Below are 17,925 nucleotides of genomic sequence, written 5' to 3' on the forward strand. Positions count from 1 at the left end.
CTGAGTTCTTTACCGTTAATTATAGTGCCATTTTTAACATAGTAGTCAAATTTCGCTCTTTCATAAAAGAAGGATCCTGATTTTGAAAGTTAATTTTTTCTGAAATTCTCTTCATGAAGTAAAGGGCAACTTTATAGAATAACGACCACATTTGACTATTTTGATTTGAATCATAGATTCTAAGTAGTAATGTAAAAAGCCATTTTAGGTTAGGATAGTGCTCTGAGATATAATCTAACATGTACTCTCTAGAATTATTAATCTTATAACGAAGATGATCAAGGGTTTCAATTTCTAAGGCATACCCAGTTTGCATGATTTTGATTTTTCCTTTTCTCATCGCATGTAAAATATCATCAAGATTATTATCAGAATCAATTACATTTACGCATCTGCCAAGAGTAGATAAAACATGAGAGTCACTACCTGCAACTTGAATCATATTATTATCAAGTGCAAATTGAGTTGCACGTGCATTTGAGAGAATATCTACATTATAACTATTAAAAACTTCAACCATATCACACTTTTTTGCGCTATCACGAAGTGCATCCAATAGGCTAAACGGATGAGGAGCAGATGAAACACTATCTTGATCTTTAACTTTATCAAGCACTTCGTCAAGAGAAATTCCTGCTTGGATTTCGCTATGAATTCCATATGCTAAGACATGAGCACCAGTATCAACGGTAATTTCTTCTGCAGGAAAGACACTAATATTTTTGAATTTGGCATGATTGTTTTTGTATTCCAATAACTGATGATAACCATCAAGAGTGTTATGATTTGTTATGAAAATTGCATCTAATCCCAAATTATAGGATTGTTCTAATTGATCTTTGATCGAAATATTACAATCGTATGGGGGTTCTTTATCTCCAACATGAAAATTTGAAAAGGAGTTATGACAATGTAATTCAGCATTAATTGGCATATTAATAGAAATATTCTATGTTAGATTATAATCTTGTTGAAGTAAATTATCTGAAGAGGTCTTCATTTTCAGGCCGAATCAATTCATCTGCCATGTGTTCTTCAATCTTAAATTGATAACCGCGTATTATCACAAAAGGACATTTCAAAGATTTACCCATCATTAATTCTGCAGCAGATGTAAGTTCATCAGCTATTGCTATTGCAGTTACTCGTAAAATATTACCAAAAGAATCAAAGGTTCCAGCATAATCTAAAATAGGATTCAAACCAGAAACACCAATTGCGCAATTTGTTTGACCCATTCTAAAAGGACGACCAAAGGTATCAGAAATAATCACTGCAATATGTTTTTGAGTTCGTTGTAAAACAGCATTACGAATATTTTGGGCAGAAATATCAGAATTCTTGGGCAACAAAGTAGCATATCCTTGTTCTACATTACTCTCATCAATACCTGCATTTGCACAAATAAAACCATTATTAGATTCAACAATAAGTATACCGTTACGCATACGGATAATTCGTTTTGACTCAGATAAGATTAACTCAATTATCCTAGGATCTTTTTTATATTGAGAGCTTATTCCTTCTGCAAGTAATGAGGGAGTAACAGTAGATAACCTGATCAATCTTCCTTCTTGCTTAGAAATAATTTTTTGTGCAACTACTATAATGTCACCATCTTTGATTTCCTGAGATTTTAAAATTAAATCAGAAAGATCGTCGGCGAAAACAATCTCTTTTTCTATATGAATAGGAATAATTTGCAAGTAAAAGATATCAGTAAAAGGGACTAAAAAATTGTTTATGCAATGGTTGGGGTTTCTAATTCTAACTTGTAATGTTTGTTGATAATATCCAAGATCTTCGAGAGATCTTTTTCTTCCAAAGTAGTGGTAGCCAAATCTTTAACAATATCTTGAGCACGATATGCTATACCCAATCCACAAATATCAAATAATTTTACATCGTTTGCGCCATCCACTACACAAACAATATCTTCTTTTTTCTCACCCCATTCAGCAATTTTGATTTTTGCAGATTTTGATTTATCAGAGTCAACATGGATTGTCACTCCTTCAAGTTTTCCATCTTTAAATATTAAATCGTTAGAATAAACATAATCCAAGTCTAATTCTTTTTGTAATCTATTCATCATTAGTCCAAATCCACCCGATACGGCCATGAGTTTCCATCCAGCTGCTTTTAGAACTCTACATGCTTCCTTTGCACCAGTCATAATAGGTAATGCGTCAGATACCTCTTGACAAGTTTTTTCATCAATACCTTTCAAGGCCGCAACTCTTGTCCGGAGTCCATCCTCCCAGTTAATTTTTCCCTGAATTCCTTGTCTAGTAATTTCCCAAATTTCATTTTCTTTGTGGAGTTTTTCCGCCAAAAGTGGCAAATATTCTTCATCATATAAAACACCTTCAACATCAAAAATTATTAGCAATAGACTTCTGATTTGGGGGAAATTTACTAATTATATTAAAGTTGGGAGTAAACTTTTCGTGATTAAATAGCGATCAACATATCCAAACAAGAATGAGATTAATTTTCATTGTTGAAGTCAAGATTGAAAAAATATAAAGTTATCAACATGTTCCATGAAGATATTCATATACAGTAACTGGAAAGTATGCTAATTGAGTTTAGAAACTAACCTTGACTATCCAAATAATCTAAGTATCAAGAAAAAGAAACTACAAAGGTATACATGAACGATAGGGAAATAATAGATATGACTAAGAAATTACCAAGTGGACATAATATTGGTGGTGGTGCTAAACAGAAAAGACGCAAAGAGCATAAACAAGAATCTAACAAAAACTAAGTAGTGTCTAAAGTTTTGCGAGCTAAACTCAAGGTTTTGTCAAAAAATGAGACAGAGGATTTACAAATTTTAACTAGATTTTTCTGATCGGGAAAATATGAAATATTGAAAACTAGTTTTCATTTTGTTTTTCTCCAAAGAAAAAACACAGAAACACCTACAATAGGCAAAGCAATACCAAGGGGCAAAAAGATATTGTGTACAAGTTTCCCAAATTCACATTCCTCCTACACTATGCAGTCTTGGACCTCTACAATCATGAGATTGTGAAAATTTGATCTCTCGAGCATCAATAAAAACATGAGTTGAACCCATAGTTTCAAGAATTTCAACATCATCATTTCTACCATCCAAAAATCATGAACCATCACATATGGTATTTTGTAAATTATTTCCATCTATTTTGCCATAAATCAAGTATTCTTTATCTTGGATAAAATTTACCCCACAAGATGTACTGACTTTTGCAGTAGATACAGTAACAAAACCGCTTTTAATTATAGGAAAAATATCATCACCTTTCCAAACTCTATGAACATCAAAACCTGTTGCAAGAGTCATCTGAAAAATTCCATGGATTGTCTTTTATTGTTCCTGAAAAGACATCATCTACTTGATTAATTCTTTGCTCCACAGTTAATTCATCACAAAGGCAAGCAGATACACCAGGTATCAAAAATATAATTGATGTTACTTAGAACACAAATGCAAATATCAAAAATCTAGTGTTCATTTTCTTCTCAACGTAGTTTTTGAAGTTCCTCAACGGTCAAAGATTCCACATTACATCTATTCAACAATGATACTGTAGTGTCATTTTTTTGTTTTAACAGTTCATCCATTATCAAAATTCCAAAAGAATTTTGATCTCCTTACTCTACAACCAAACAATTAACTCTTAACAAGTGAAGTGTTTTAAATGGGCACTATAGTCACATGTCGTCATTTGATTTATTTTTCAACCTAAGGATATTTTTGTAATGAAACTGGTCATGTAGAATCAACATCAAATATAGATCGGTGGGTTTGAATTTATGGAATTTTTAGTTCTAGATGTCAATTTACTAAGTTTAACATATCTTTTTATTTTGAGATTATGAGTAAATTTGAAAGAGACAAAAGCCAAAATAGGTGATTTCAACAATACCAACAAAAGCAGATAGTCATGTAACTCCAATTCAAATAAAGTTATTTTATCTCTTTGATAAGATTTACGTTAATTTTTGATTGTTGTTTTCAGTCAATTCCAACCAAGCATCAAATTAATTAAAAATAATTTATTTTTCTTTCATCTAACCATCCTATGAGAAAAATCACATCCATGTAGAGAAATAATAATTATCTAGATTCCCAATCATCAAGACAATCTGAAAGATGTGAAGGATTTGGAGGTAACGCGGTCATTAAAATAGACAGAAACCAAAACCACTTAGTTGCAAATAGCAACTAATCATTACAAATAGGATGTTGTTTTTGTAATGTTTGGGATTATTTGATTGCTGTCGTTATTGTTGTGTAATTGTGGAATAAAAAGTAATTTGTAGAGATATCTAACATTTGTTTATGGATTTCTTTATTTTTGAATAAAATTAAATCAATATAACATTCCAGTCTAATTACTTGTACAATATATCATACACGTTTACGGTGATATTAATAAGCACACATTCATCAAGACAAGTGTTTATTGTAAGTATGAAAAAGACAGAATGTACAGTTAGATCATATTCATTGATACGTAAATCTAATCCAATATACTGCCAAATTATTTTTTAGAATTGGCAAATGCTAGCAAGACATCTTTGAAAGATTTTGTAATATGCTAAAGTTAAGAATTTCAGTAAAATGGTAAAAAGTAAAATTACAATAATCAGTTAAACCTCAAAGAATAACATGCATGTAAATTTGTCAGGATTGATGTATATTTAAAAAATAAAACCCCATAAATTACACAAATTTTGTAGAAAAACAATTATCACTTATCAGTAATATAAAATACAAGGAAATGAGATACAGGATCTTTCAAAAAGACATGTTTCTAGGTGCATTTAAAGACAGATCTACATTCTATGAAGCTTTTGCTGGAGATAATCCAAATTCACCAATGAAAGGTGACAAGATACGATTAGATGGTATTGATTACAAAGTAAAATGGTATATTGAACATGACTCTGACTCATTTACTGAAAATGAATTTCATGAAAAAGATCAAGAGTGGTTTGCAGATATAATAGTAGAATGAAATAGGCAAAAAAAAATACAACTCATGGATATAGTCGGAAGTATGTAATAGAGACTTTTTCCCAAATAAATAATAAATCGAAAAGTAAGAGACAAAATGAAGATACAGATTCCCCAATCTTTGTTTTACCAACTAGATTAACTTAATTAAAATGATTTTTCATGTATTGTGAATTTATCATCCTATAAAAGCAGATGAACTAATCAAACCTCTTTTTAGTTTCATAAGTTAAAGTTTAAACTTTTTCGAATCAGAAAAACGGTAATAATAAATCACAGGGTGTTTTGAGAACAGCATGGATGAATTAGAACACAAATATGAGGTAGTAATCAAAGAAACAGAAGATAAGCAAAAACTACCAGAAGATGTCAAAGTAGAATTAAAAGCATCAGGTATGATGGATGATAAAGGGAAATTAAAATTGAAAGGCGTGAGTCCTAAAATGCTTAAAAAAATGAAACAGGAATTTGTAGAATGTCCAGTTTTAAAAGAAAATATTCAGTTCATTCAATGTTTTGTATGCCCAAATTTCCAAAGCAGGGTCATGGGAAAAGTACTCTGTAAAGGAGACAAATTATAACAACACAGAACTTTATTTTCAAAATTATCACGAAAAGCTCATTAGTTAATTAAATCTTGGAATTTTAGTTTGAATAAAGAAGATATTGGGATTACAGTTTCAAAAAATGATAATTTTAGTGAGTGGTATACACAAGTAGTTCTTAAAGCAAAATTAGCAGATTATGCGCCAGTTAAGGGCCTTATTGTCCTTAGACCAGATGGGTATTCTATTTGGGAATCACTTAGAGAGACATTTGACAAAAAATTTGAAAAGAACGGGATTAAAAATGGGTTTCTTCCAATACTAATTCCAGAATCATTGTTAGGTAAAGAAAAGAAACATTTTGCAGGATTTAATCCAGAAGTATTTTGGGTTACTCATTCAGGAACTAATAAAATAGGAGATAGACTTGCATTAAGACCAACATCTGAAACATTAGCATACACAATGTATTCTAAATGGATTCAAAGTTGGAGAGATCTGCCACTAAAAATTAATTTTTGGAATACAGCACTCAGAGCAGAGATTAAGGCCACAAAACCATTTCTTAGAACATCAGAGTTTCTATGGCAAGAAGGTCACACGGTACATACAACACAAGAAGAAGCAGAGAAAGAAGTCATGAAGATATTAGAGATTTACAAAAAGACAGTAGAAGAGGAATTAGCAATTCCAGTTATTAAAGGAAAGAAAAGTGAGAAGGAAAAATTTGTAGGTGCAGTATACACAACCACTATAGAGTCAATAATGCCAGATGGTAAAGCACTTCAAATGGGTACATCGCATTTTCTAGGGCAGAATTTTTCAAAACCATTTGAAGTGAAATTTGCCGATAAGGATAATGTGGAGCATTTTGCGTGGCAGACATCATGGGGTATATCATGGAGGTTAATAGGTGCCATGATCATGGTACATGGTGATGATAAAGGTTTAGTATTACCACCAAATGTAGCGCCAATACAAGTGCTAATTGTTCCAATTTACAAAAATGATGAAGGGATGAATGCAGTATTATCAAAAGTAGAAGAAATAAAAAAAAATCTGGAAGTAAAAAAAATTCGAGTATACGTAGATGACAGAGAAGGGTTATCCCCAGGTTACAAATTCAATGATGGTGAATTAAAGGGAATTCCACTCCGTATAGAGATAGGTCCCAAGGATATTGAAAAAGAAAGCGTGGTGATAGCAAAAAGACACAATCGTGAAAAATTGAATTTAGGTTTTTCAGAAATTGAAACAATTGCTACAATTTTAAATGAAATCCAAAAGGAAATGTTCGTAAATGCAAAAATCCAAGCTAAAGTAAATTCTATCGATATTTCAGATTATACTGAATTTAAATTAAAAATTGAGACAGGAGGTTTCTTTAATGCCCCATGGTGTGGAAAAACGGAATGTGAAGAAAAAATTAAAGAAGAAACAGGTGCAGACATCAGAGTATTACCATTTGGTAGTGAAAATGCAAATCAAAAATGCATCTACTGTAACCAACAAAGTATTTCAATTCCAGTTTTTGCAAGAGGGTATTAGAAGAGATTTAGATATAATACGAACTCATGGTGTATTTGTTATTTTATTAATATCAAAAATAGAGTCAGACATAATAATGGAAAATGTTAATTTGAAATGTTGACAACTACCACTAAATTGGAAGAAAAGAAATCACTTTTGGAGCAATTTAGAGAAACAAGAAATAGAACATTGGAGATAGTTAGAAATTTAAAAACAGACGATTTTGTAGTTCAAACTGCATTTTTTATGAGTCCACCAAAATGGCACATAGGACATGTTAGTTGGATCTATGAAGCAATTATGAGTAAAATAGATAAAAATTATAATTTTTATTCAACAGAATACTCAGAGTATTTGAATTCATACTATCAACAATTCGGTGTTCCTCATGACAAAGGATTAAGAGGGGTGGTTTCAAGACCAACAATTGATCAGATTTTTCAATATTTTAACATAATCAACCAAAGAGTTGAAAAATTCATCCAGTTCAAAACTTTGAATGACAAACAGATGAAATTAATTATAATGGGATTTCATCATGAATGTCAACATCAGGAATTATTAGTATATGATTTACAACATTTATTGGCTGAACAATACAAGCCTCAAAAAAAAAATGAAATTAAGAGTAAACCCGAAGTTGAAAAGAAATCAGTTCACATAAGGGGTGGATTGTATATTCTTGGATATAATGGAAAAGAGTTTTGTTATGATATTGAATTGCCCCAACACAAAGTATTTCTTAATGATTACAAAATTGATGTGTATCCAATAACAAATCAGCAATACCTAGAATTTATGGAAGATGGAGGGTATGATACTTACAAGTATTGGCTATCTGATGGATGGGAGAAAGTAAAAAAGAATCAATGGACAGCCCCCATGTATTGGGAAAAAATTGATTGTGAGTGGAACATAAGAGATTTTTCAGGAATTAGAAAAATAAATCCAAATGAACCAGTATCCCATGTAAGTTACTATGAAGCAGACGCATATTGTAAATGGGCAGAAAAAAGATTACCAACAGAGGCAGAATGGGAGAAGGCTGCATGCTGGAATGAAGAAAAACAAGATAAAACAATCTATCCATGGGGGAATGAGTATCCAACAATAGAAAAATGTAATTTATTTGAATCACATTATTGGAAATGTACAGATATTGGAACATTTCCTGAAGGCAGTAGTCCGTCTGGATGTCAACAAATGATTGGAGATGTTTGGGAATGGACTTCCTCAGAGTTTAATGGGTATCCTGGATTCAAATCAGGGTTTGATGAGTATAATGATAAATGGTTTACAAATCAGAAGGTTTTGAGAGGAGGTTCTTTTGCAACTCCAAACATGTCAATCAGAGGAAGTTATAGAAATTTCTTCAGATTAGATGAACGATGGTTGTTCTCAGGTTTTAGGTGTGCAGAAGATATCTAATTTTTAGATACCAAAGTTAACGAAAAATAATCATTATCATCCAACCAAGTATGTTTGATTTTAAATCCAACACCATTCAATAAATTATAAATTTGATCCAGTCTATATTTGTGAGAGTGTTCAGTATGAATTAATTCATCTTTTGTTAAATTAAGCAAGAAGTTAGATTTTGATATGACAACAGATTGATTTGTTAGAGATTTAAGATACATTTCAATTCTCTGATATTTTGTATTGTATATAGAATAATGTGAGAAATTATTTAGGTTAAAATCAGCATCTAGCTCATCATTAATTCTAGAAAGAACATTAAGATTAAATTTTGTCGTAATTCCTTCCGAATCATTATATGCAGACTCCAAAACTTGTTTATCTTTAACTAAATCCAATCCAATCAGAAACAAGTCATCAGATTTCATCACAGAATAGATTGTTTGTAAGAATTTGTGCCCTTCAGTGGGAGTGAAATTTCCAAAACTAGAACCTAAAAACAAGATCAGATTTTTTTTGTTGTTATAATTTTTGAGGAATTTTAAACCACCTTCATAAGTATCAATTATTCCGGTAATATGCAGACCATCGTAATCTTTGAGCAACTGTTCAGAGCTTTCTGTAAGAATTTCAGATATATCAATTGGAAAATATTCTATTTTTGTTTGAAATTTAGTAAAAATATCAAGAATTAGTCGAGTTTTAACAGAGGCGCCACTTCCAAGCTCAACTAATTGAAAAGAATCATCTAAAAATAGAGATAATTTAGTCTGTAATTTTTTGAGAATATTGATTTCAGTGCGTGTTGGGTAATATTCTGGCAAGGAACATATTTTTTCAAATAAATCTGAGCCTTTTTTATCGTAAAAGAACTTAGGGTTGATAGATTTAGAGTCTCTATTAAGACTAGAAAAAATTTCTTCTGCAAAAGTCTTTTCAATAGTACTAGAATGCGGTTTAAAATATTGAAGTTTGGAATCTAGAACATATTTTTTATAGTGAAGATTTTTTTGAATTATATCGTTCAAGTTTAAATCTGGTCTTTATTCAACATAAATGCTTTATGCTGTACATTACGTGTAAATCATTTTCTTGATATACTTCGTTATTAAATGAAATCTAATGAATGAGATATTGAGAGTAGAACATTTAAAAAAATATTTTACAAAAAAAGGGATTTTTGATTCAAAATCTTCAACAGTTAGAGCGACTGATGATGTATCATTTGCTGTTAAAAAAGGCGAAGTTTTTGTATTGGCTGGTGAATCTGGTTCTGGAAAATCAACAATTGCAAAGTTAATTCTGAAATCAATCGAGTTAGATTCTGGGAAAATCTTTTATGATGAGCAAGAAATCAATGATAAAAAGAAAAACATAGATAAAATTAGAATGAACTGTCAGATGATTCATCAAGATCCTTATGACTCAATCAATCCAAGAATGAAAATAATGGGCATCATATCAGAGCCTCTAGAGATTCATAATTTTGGAAACAAGGAAGAACGATTGAAAAGAGTGATACAAGTGTTACATGAAGTAAAATTAGAGCCAGCTGAGGAAATTATCAATAAATATCCTCACATGTTATCAGGAGGACAAAGACAGAGAGTAGTTTTAGCAAGAGCTTTGGCATTAAAACCAAAAGTGATTTTGGCAGATGAACCAGTTTCAATGCTAGATGTGTCAATCAGAGCAGAGATGTTAGAGTTAATGCAAGAATTACAAAAAAAATATAACATTTCATTTATTTACATCACACATGATTTGACAACTGCACGATACTTTGGGCAAAGAATTGGGATATTATATATGGGCAAAATTGTAGAGATTGGACTCATTGACCAAGTGTTATTAGCACCCAAACATCCGTACACACGAGCATTAATTGATGCAATTTCAGAACCAGACCCAGAAAATCTGTACAGAGAGAGAAAAATCAGAATAAACAGACCAACAGACATAGATGTTTATCAAGGATGCCGATTTAGGGCAAGATGTCCATATGTGATTGAAAAATGCATTAAAGAACCAGATTTAGAAAAAATAAACAACGATCATTATTCTGCATGCTATGTAAAATTAGATTAGGTTGTTCTAACAGATTGCATACGCTTATCCTTATAAGTGACAACATTGGAAACACCATTTTTTGGAAAAACACCATAAATCAATTTAGCTTTTTGTACAACAGAGTCTTTTAGAGACACCATAATGAATTGACTTTCTTTGGATCTTTCCTCTAAGATATTTGCAAGTCGCTCAGAATTAGGAGCATCAAGATGTGCATCTACTTCATCAAAAAGGTAAAAGGGAGATGGTTTTAGCTTTTGTAATGCAAGAACAAATACAATTGCAGCTAATGTTTTTTCACCACCGCTAATCGATGTAGACTCTCTTTTAGGTTTATTTGGGAATTGAATTAGATAGGAGATTCCAGAATTAAATATGTCATCTTCGTTTTGTAATTCTAACCATGCATTCCCTCCAGTCATTTTGTTGAAAATTAGGCGTATTTCTTTATCGACTTTATCAAATGCATCTAAGAATGTTTGTCGTTTGTCTCTTTCTATACCCTCAATAAATTTAACAATAGAATTTCTTTCTTCTTCAAGAGAATTCTTTCTAGTAGACATTGACCGATAACCATAAGATACCTCAAGGTATGTCTCAGGAGCTTTTGCGTTTAATGCGTTAAGGGAGGAAAGTTCAGCACTTAAACCTTGAACAATTGGATCAACATCAAAAGTATCCATGTTTTTATTGAATCCAAAAGCAGTAAGGATTTGTTGTAATTTGGTTTCATTTTCAACCAAATCATGAAGATCACGTTTTAATGAATCGGATTGGCGTTCCAAAATATTAATTTGGTTTGTGAGATCAGTTGCCTGCTCTCTGAAAATATTTAACTGATCATCAAATTCTTTAAGATGGCTAATAGAAGAACCAGATGTCGATATAAGATCTTGTTCTTTTTCTCTTAATTTGATAAGAACCTCACTTTTTGAATTTTTTTGTTTTTCTAATTCTTGAATTTTAAGTTCTAATTCTTGATGCTCTAGATTCAGGGAATCAATTTCATTTGAAAGACTACTGAATTGAGATTGTTCTCGCTTGTCTTGAGTTTGTAATGTAGTTTGCTGTGACGATTTATCACGGTATTCATTCATGATAGTGGTATACATTTTTTCAATATCAGATTTTTTCATGTTAATTTTAGACAATTCATTTGCAATACGATCCTGTTCACCGCCTGCATAATTTTCCTCAACTATCGCAATACGTTGTTGTAAAGATTCAATATGAGATTCAGTTGTTTTTATCTCAGATTCTATAGTATTAGTTCTAGAAGTTAATTCAGATATTCGTGTTGTGAGTTGTCCCTTCATACTAATTGCAGATGTTATTCTAGATTTTAAATTAGAATAATTTTCATTTGTAGATGTTAAAGAATTTTCTGAAAGTGAAAGTCGTTCAGTGTAATATTGAATAGAATCATCCAATTTTTTCAATGAATGTTTCTTCTTTTGTACATATTTTTTGATTAAGTTAATTGATTGGAATAAACCATCGATGTCACTACTCATTGAAATTAGCTTTGTTAGTTTAGAAATTTTTGAATTGATATCAATAACTACAGTTCCACCTTTTGCTTCAAAATACTCACCATTCGTGGTTACTGTTTTGTAACCCATTTGAGACATTTTGTATGCAGTTTTCCGTGTGTCTACAAGTATAATATTCCCAAATAGGAACGTTTTGAGTGCAGAGTAATCATCATTACAAATGACATAATCAGAAAGGACACCTACAATTCCAGATATTTTTGGGAGTGTCAAATTGAATTTCGGGATAGCATCCAATGGAATGATTTTTAGTTTTGGAAGATTTTTACTTCTTGCAAATTCTGCAATTTCAAGCAATGTTGGAAAATTTTTTACAACAATTGCTTTAATCCAATCAGAACTCACTGCCAATATTGAACGCTCATATTGCTTATCCCATGAAATCATTTCGTATACTAATCCTATAATTCCTAGTTTTTCTGAATCTTCTTTTAATTTTGCAACAGTATAATCTTCATGCATGAATCCTTTCACTGTTTTGATTTTTGATTCATATTGATTTGCAGCTGTACTAGATTTTTCTAGAATCAACCCTAATTCATCCAAGTCATTGATAATTTTAGATTTTCTTGAATGTAGTTTTGATATCCTAGATTTTAATTCAGATATTGTATCATTATGATTTTTGAGCATTGACTCTAATTGATATTGATATCCAGTCAATTTAGCAATATCACTTTCTAGATCAGAGAACTTCATAGAATTTGTATTAATTTTAGTTTTTGACTCTTCTCTCTCATGATCAAGCTTGGAGAGTTTTAAATCTGCATCATTCAATTGACGGGTCAGTGATTTAATTTTATTATCAATTTCAGATTTTTTAGCAGCAGCTTCTGATTGCTCAATTAAAATTTTATTTCTCTGTGTATCAATTATTTGTAAATCTTCATTAATTTTATTTTTCCTTAGATTGGTTTCATTTATGGACTCATTAATTTCTTGAAGACGTATGTTTATGTTACCTCTTGTAGCGTTAATTTCCTCTAATTCAGCTTGGATTTCTGGAAGTCTAGAATCTATTTGTTGTAATCTTTTCTTTGACGCAGATATTGTACTGTTATCAATTTCATACTGCTCCATTGCAGAACTAATCTCTAAATCTAGTGAAGCTTTTGCCTGACTGTAATCATTGGCCTTAGCCATCAGTTTTGTTTTATCAGTATCAAGTTCGTTGATTTTAGCCCTCAATTCATTACGCTCACTATTAAGTTTTACAATTTCAGTAGTTATTTGGCGCAAATCAGATTCTTTGGAGTCTTTTTTGCTTGAAATTACCTTCATTTTATTGGCTGCAGATATTGCCTTGTAACGATTTAACTCTCTTTCCAAAATATCATGACGTAGTTTTTGATTTCTTTCTTCTTCAAGTTCATCAATTCTTTTTTTGATTTCACCCATTTTTGCCAGAGCAATCTCTAATCGCCTATCTGCATCATCTAATTGTTTTATAGATTCAGTTTTTTTCTCATCAAAGTAAGATAATCCGATTAAATCTTCAATGGTGCGTCTTTTTTCTTCAGAAGTGAATTCAGAAATCCTAGTAACAGTTCCTTGTTGCACTGCATTTAGTTGACCTAGACCAGCGTTTGCCATGTCAAGAAGATCAAGAATGTGATTTCTTTGGGTCTTCTTTTTATTTAGATAGTATATGTTTTCACCATTTTCATCCATTTCTCTAGTAATTTCAACAATATCAGAATCTAAGGGGATCTTTCTATCAGAATTATCAAAATGTACGCTAGATCTTGCCATTTTTGGACCGCGGTGATTTCCATCAATATCATGAATTAAAGATCGTAGTTTATCAACCCTCATAATTTTGGGTTTATTTTCGCCCATCGCAAAAATTATTGCATCCAAAATGTTACTTTTTCCAGAACCATTTGGACCCGAGATCGAGACAAGACCAGGTTCAAACTGTACAGTAGTGTTCTTAAATCCAAATGATTTGAAACCATAGATCTCAACTTTTTTAACGTGAACCAATAGGAAGTATTTCTCATTACGTAGGATAATCGATAGTTAACAAGTTTAGTTGACATAATTGCATAATTTTTCTTGTTATGTTATCATATTTTTCGTAGCGGTATGTTATTTGAATGAGTTTTTATTAAAAAATTTGATGTTTACACTTACCTATAATTACCAAATAAAAATTACATACTCATGATAAAATTAGGATTAATTCAAACTACATCATGTGATACAAATGAGGAGGGAGTCTTACGAGTTTCAAAGATTCTTAAAAAATTAGGAAGAAATAATGCCGAAATTGTCTGCTTACCAGAACAATGGCTAAAAAATAATGAGATCAGGGATTTTAATTTAGAATTTTCAGAATTTAAAAAAATTGCTAAAGAGTATTCAATGACAATCATTCCAGGAGCATTTTATGAAACAGAAAACAAAAAAACATCAATTATTTCACCAATTATAGGCCCTGAAGGCGAATTTATAGGCAAACAAGAGAAAATCCACCCATTTGGCCATGAAAGAGATAACGTGAAACCTGGAAATGAGGCTAAAATTTTCAACACAGCCTGTAAATTTGGAATCATAGTTTGTTATGACATGGTGTTCCCTAATGTGGCAAATACATTAGCAAAAAAAGGGGCCCAAGTTCTATTTGCACCAAGTAGAATTGTAAAGAAGGGTATAGAGCCATGGCAGATTTATGTTCAAGCTCGAGCACTTGAAAATAGAATACCAATCCTAGCAGCAAATGTGGAAAATATGAGATTTGGAGGAAACAGTATCGTGGTAGATTTAACTGAAAAGAGCAACATAATTACAACAAAAATCACCAGACTTAACGGAGAGCAAGGAGTTACAAGAGAATTTACACTTGAAAAATATGAACAGAGCAGAAGGAACAGATTTTCAGATTCTAATAGATTTCAGTGATTAATTGCCAGTAACAAACTTTTCACATGCAGTTTTTGCAGCAATATCAGATGTTTGCTCAATCGGATGCTTCATTAAATATGCACTGGCAGGTTTAATTGGTCCTCCTAATCCTCTATCAAGAGCAATTTTTGCTAACCTAATTGCATCAATTACAATCCCTGCAGAGTTTGCCTTATCATCAACTTCTAAACGAACCTCCATGTTATATGGAATATTGGCCCATTGACGACCTTCAATTCTCATAAACATGAGTTTAGTATTACCTAAAAATGGTATGAAGTCAGATGGGCCTACATAAATTTGATCATCATCTAGTCTTTCCTTAAGTTGACTTTGAACGCTTTCAGTTTTTGAAATTTTCTTAGACATGAGTCTATCTTGTTCTTTCATGTTAAGAAAATCTGTATTACCGCCAACATTGATTTGGTATGTTTTTTCAATTTTTGTTCCCCTGTCACTACACAATTTAGCTAAAGTCCTATGAACAATGGTTGCACCAACTTGTCCTTTTATATCATCACCAATACATGGAATATTTTTTTCTTCAAATTTTTTTGCCCATTTTTCATCAGATGCAATAAAGGATGGAATACAATTTACAAAAGCAGTATTAGTATCAAGACAAACTTGAGCCCAGAATTCAGTGACTTTGTCAGAACCTACAGGTAAATACGATACAATAATTTCAGCTCCAGTATCCTTGAGTATTTTTTTTACATCTTCAGCTATTTGTTCTGGGTTTTTTGTACTTGTAATAGGTTTAATTCTGTTTTCAACCCATAATCCAACCCCATCCAATATTGGACTTTCATATACTTTTGCAGATGTTTTTGGTAATTCATCTTTAGGAATCCAGTTAACCATGTTGGGAAATTCATAAATTGCTTCATGGAGTAACTTTCCAACTTTATTTTCACCTACATCAAATCCACATACAAAGTCAATATCATGAATTCCATATCCAGCTAATTTATCATGAATAATTCCGGTAACTTCTTGAGAGGGGTTTTTTCTATAATATTCAATTCCTTGAATTAACCCTGAAAAACAATTTCCTATCCCCACCAATGCAACTTTAATTCTATCTGTCAACCAAAAAATGGTATTATTAGGCGGGTTTAAAGTTTTCTTAAACAAATAAAAAAATTGTCACAAGACAAGATATTATACTTGGCATCGAATGAAATTATGATAATGTATAGACATTCAGTTAAAGATGTGAAATTTGATTCAGATATATCATCGGGGAAAAATTTTACGGATTATCTCAATAGGGATGATTTCAATCAGTAAATTCACTAAATGGTTAAAAATTATATCAAAGATAATGGTGGAAAAAACGCTTAAGGTTTTTTTATTTGTAAAAGATATCATGTCAACCGGATTACAAAAATAGTTCATATTTAGATAAAAACTATTATTTGATCAATGTAAAAATATAGTCATTGTTTCCAAGAATTAAAATTAACGAATTAATAAAAATAGATTTAGATGGTGGATATCTGATAGATGGTTTTCCATCTATGGGATTTAGCAGTGCAATAGCAACAGAATCAATGATACAGACATCACAGTTTGAATTAGCAGGTGTGATTGATTCAGAAAGTTTCCCTCCAATCAGTATAGTAAAAAATGGAAAGCCAAATTTTCCGACCAGGATTTTTATAAATAAGAATTTGAAATTAGCTGTGTTTTTATCATATCTTACAATTGATCAATCATTACAAAGAATCACCGCTAAAACAATGCTAAAATGGGCAAAAAAACACAATATTGGGTTAATTGTTAGCAGTGTTGCAGTAAAATCATTAAATGATGAAGAGATGATAGGTATTGGAAGTACCAACACAGCAAGAACAAAAATCAAAGAAGCAGGTTTGAAAGTATTAGAGAATGGTACCATTCCAGGAATTCCTGGAATGTTGCTAAATGAAGGAAGTATTTCAAATCAAGATGTGATTGTAATTATTTTTCACTCTGATGGAACAGGTCCTGATTTTAAATCAAGTGCAGATCTTTGTGTGGCAATGTCCAAATTAATTCCAGGAGCATTATGTGATATTTCATCATTACAAAAAGAGGCAGAAAAAGCCGAGATGTTAATAAAAGAAGCACAGATAGAATCAAAGAATCTCAAAGATACAATGTATCAGTGAAAAAATTCATTATCTTTATTCCATTATTAATTAAACACTAAGGACAAAGAATGGTCGAGATCACTGAATTTGCATTTATGGTGATGGTTATTTCAGCATCAGGAGTTATGATGCCAGGACCACTTTTTGTGGCAAATATTTCATCAGGAATCCAAGGAGGTGTAAAAACAGGAATCAAAATAGCAGTAGGACATGCCATAGTAGAATTACCATTAGTGATTTTACTTGGGATTGGAGTGTTTTCGTTAGAAGCATTTCCAGAATTCAGAATAGCGATATCCATTTTAGGCGCAATTGTACTTTTTATTTTTGGAACACTACAATTAAAAACAATATTTGAAAAAAAGAAAGTTACAAAATCAAAACTAAACAGGGATCCATTAATCATAGGAATTTTGTTAAGTCTGTTTAACCCATTTTTTATAATATGGTGGTTAACAATAGGATTCAAATTAATTTCAGATGCTATGCTAGTTTGGGCATTTACAGGTATACTAATTGTATTTGCATTACACATATGGATGGATTTTGCGTGGTTAGGAGTAGTAGCCTTTCTTGCATCAAAAAGTGTTAAGATTTTATCAAGTAAGAGTTACAAATTCATGATGTCGGGGTTAAGCATCATGTTGATTTATTTTGGAATAATGTTTTTAGTAGACATTTCACTTTAACCACAATCCAAAATTTCAATTTTTGGTTCACATGTTTCGTTAAATGAATTAATTTTTTTA

The 17,925-nt window shown here is 31.3% G+C and carries 16 protein-coding genes; 8 read left to right on the top strand and 8 right to left on the bottom strand.

The features are described 5' to 3' along the window. Window positions 1-19: 19 nt before the first annotated feature. The 5 genes from OEM44_03960 to OEM44_03980 form a co-directional block, all read right to left on the bottom strand. Window positions 20-934: a PHP domain-containing protein gene (locus tag OEM44_03960; protein MDH3515953.1), complete on the bottom strand. Its 915-nt coding sequence runs from the start codon at window positions 932-934 to the stop codon at window positions 20-22. 46 nt (window positions 935-980) lie between these two features. Continuing rightward, entirely contained in the window at window positions 981-1,706 is a 726-nt protein-coding gene (cofE, locus tag OEM44_03965; GenBank protein MDH3515954.1) for a coenzyme F420-0:L-glutamate ligase, read from the bottom strand. A gap of 35 nt (window positions 1,707-1,741) precedes the next feature. Further along, window positions 1,742-2,392 carry a phosphoserine phosphatase SerB gene (serB, locus tag OEM44_03970; protein MDH3515955.1) on the bottom strand — a complete coding sequence of 217 codons (651 nt, stop codon included), beginning with the start codon at window positions 2,390-2,392 and terminating at the stop codon, window positions 1,742-1,744. Window positions 2,393-2,989: 597 nt separating this feature from the next. Continuing rightward, window positions 2,990-3,127, bottom strand: coding sequence for a hypothetical protein (locus OEM44_03975; protein ID MDH3515956.1), 138 nt, complete (start codon window positions 3,125-3,127; stop codon window positions 2,990-2,992). 3 nt (window positions 3,128-3,130) lie between these two features. Continuing rightward, a complete protein-coding gene (locus tag OEM44_03980; protein MDH3515957.1) occupies window positions 3,131-3,334 on the bottom strand; it encodes a hypothetical protein in 204 nt (67 codons plus the stop codon). 1,444 nt (window positions 3,335-4,778) lie between these two features. Here OEM44_03980 and OEM44_03985 point away from each other — a divergent pair. The 4 genes from OEM44_03985 (at window position 4,779) to egtB (ending at window position 8,517) form a co-directional block, all read left to right on the top strand. After that, window positions 4,779-5,015: a hypothetical protein gene (locus OEM44_03985; protein ID MDH3515958.1), complete on the top strand. Its 237-nt coding sequence runs from the start codon at window positions 4,779-4,781 to the stop codon at window positions 5,013-5,015. 295 nt (window positions 5,016-5,310) lie between these two features. Next, window positions 5,311-5,595 (top strand): hypothetical protein, encoded by a 285-nt coding sequence (locus OEM44_03990; protein ID MDH3515959.1) that lies wholly within the window; start codon window positions 5,311-5,313, stop codon window positions 5,593-5,595. Window positions 5,596-5,664: 69 nt separating this feature from the next. Then, complete coding sequence (proS, locus tag OEM44_03995; GenBank protein MDH3515960.1) at window positions 5,665-7,107, top strand: proline--tRNA ligase; 1,443 nt, start codon at window positions 5,665-5,667, stop codon at window positions 7,105-7,107. A gap of 99 nt (window positions 7,108-7,206) precedes the next feature. Beyond that, complete coding sequence (gene egtB / locus OEM44_04000; GenBank protein ID MDH3515961.1) at window positions 7,207-8,517, top strand: ergothioneine biosynthesis protein EgtB; 1,311 nt, start codon at window positions 7,207-7,209, stop codon at window positions 8,515-8,517. Here the strand turns inward: egtB and egtD are convergent. After that, the gene (gene egtD / locus OEM44_04005; GenBank protein ID MDH3515962.1) at window positions 8,514-9,536 is read right to left on the bottom strand and encodes an L-histidine N(alpha)-methyltransferase; all 1,023 of its coding nucleotides are present in this window, start codon (window positions 9,534-9,536) and stop codon (window positions 8,514-8,516) included. The genes egtB and egtD overlap by 4 nt on opposite strands. A gap of 94 nt (window positions 9,537-9,630) precedes the next feature. On the opposite strand from egtD, the gene OEM44_04010 reads away from it, so the two are divergent. Then, the gene (locus OEM44_04010) at window positions 9,631-10,596 is read left to right on the top strand and encodes an ABC transporter ATP-binding protein (GenBank protein ID MDH3515963.1); all 966 of its coding nucleotides are present in this window, start codon (window positions 9,631-9,633) and stop codon (window positions 10,594-10,596) included. On the opposite strand, the gene OEM44_04015 is transcribed toward OEM44_04010, so the two are convergent. Further along, on the bottom strand, window positions 10,593-14,117 hold the full coding sequence (locus OEM44_04015; protein ID MDH3515964.1) for a chromosome segregation protein SMC: 3,525 nt from the start codon (window positions 14,115-14,117) through the stop codon (window positions 10,593-10,595). The two genes, OEM44_04010 and OEM44_04015, sit on opposite strands and share 4 nt — an antisense overlap. 180 nt (window positions 14,118-14,297) lie before the next feature. Here OEM44_04015 and OEM44_04020 point away from each other — a divergent pair, with 180 nt between their 5' ends. Further along, entirely contained in the window at window positions 14,298-15,035 is a 738-nt protein-coding gene (locus OEM44_04020; GenBank protein MDH3515965.1) for a carbon-nitrogen hydrolase family protein, read from the top strand. On the opposite strand, the gene OEM44_04025 is transcribed toward OEM44_04020, so the two are convergent. After that, window positions 15,036-16,130, bottom strand: a complete 1,095-nt coding sequence (locus tag OEM44_04025; protein MDH3515966.1) for an inositol-3-phosphate synthase — start codon at window positions 16,128-16,130, stop codon at window positions 15,036-15,038. A 353-nt stretch (window positions 16,131-16,483) separates the two neighbouring features. Between OEM44_04025 and OEM44_04030 the strand changes: the two genes are divergently transcribed. Together OEM44_04030 and OEM44_04035 are read left to right on the top strand one after the other, a co-directional pair. Beyond that, window positions 16,484-17,194, top strand: coding sequence for a PAC2 family protein (locus OEM44_04030; GenBank protein ID MDH3515967.1), 711 nt, complete (start codon window positions 16,484-16,486; stop codon window positions 17,192-17,194). Window positions 17,195-17,244: 50 nt separating this feature from the next. Beyond that, the gene (locus tag OEM44_04035; protein MDH3515968.1) at window positions 17,245-17,865 is read left to right on the top strand and encodes a LysE family translocator; all 621 of its coding nucleotides are present in this window, start codon (window positions 17,245-17,247) and stop codon (window positions 17,863-17,865) included. Window positions 17,866-17,925 lie beyond the last annotated feature (60 nt).

The sequence above is a fragment of the Nitrosopumilus sp. genome (genome assembly GCA_029862745.1).
In the GTDB taxonomy this organism is placed as follows: domain Archaea; phylum Thermoproteota; class Nitrososphaeria; order Nitrososphaerales; family Nitrosopumilaceae; genus Nitrosopumilus.

Coding starts and splice junctions, on each gene's coding strand:
- OEM44_03960 (MDH3515953.1), bottom strand. CDS start 934: ATGCCAATTAATGCTGAATTACATTGTCATAACTCCTTTTCAAATTTT.
- OEM44_03980 (MDH3515957.1), bottom strand. CDS start 3,334: ATGACTCTTGCAACAGGTTTTGATGTTCATAGAGTTTGGAAAGGTGAT.
- OEM44_03985 (MDH3515958.1), top strand. CDS start 4,779: ATGAGATACAGGATCTTTCAAAAAGACATGTTTCTAGGTGCATTTAAA.
- OEM44_03990 (MDH3515959.1), top strand. CDS start 5,311: ATGGATGAATTAGAACACAAATATGAGGTAGTAATCAAAGAAACAGAA.
- OEM44_04010 (MDH3515963.1), top strand. CDS start 9,631: ATGAATGAGATATTGAGAGTAGAACATTTAAAAAAATATTTTACAAAA.
- OEM44_04020 (MDH3515965.1), top strand. CDS start 14,298: ATGATAAAATTAGGATTAATTCAAACTACATCATGTGATACAAATGAG.
- OEM44_04035 (MDH3515968.1), top strand. CDS start 17,245: ATGGTCGAGATCACTGAATTTGCATTTATGGTGATGGTTATTTCAGCA.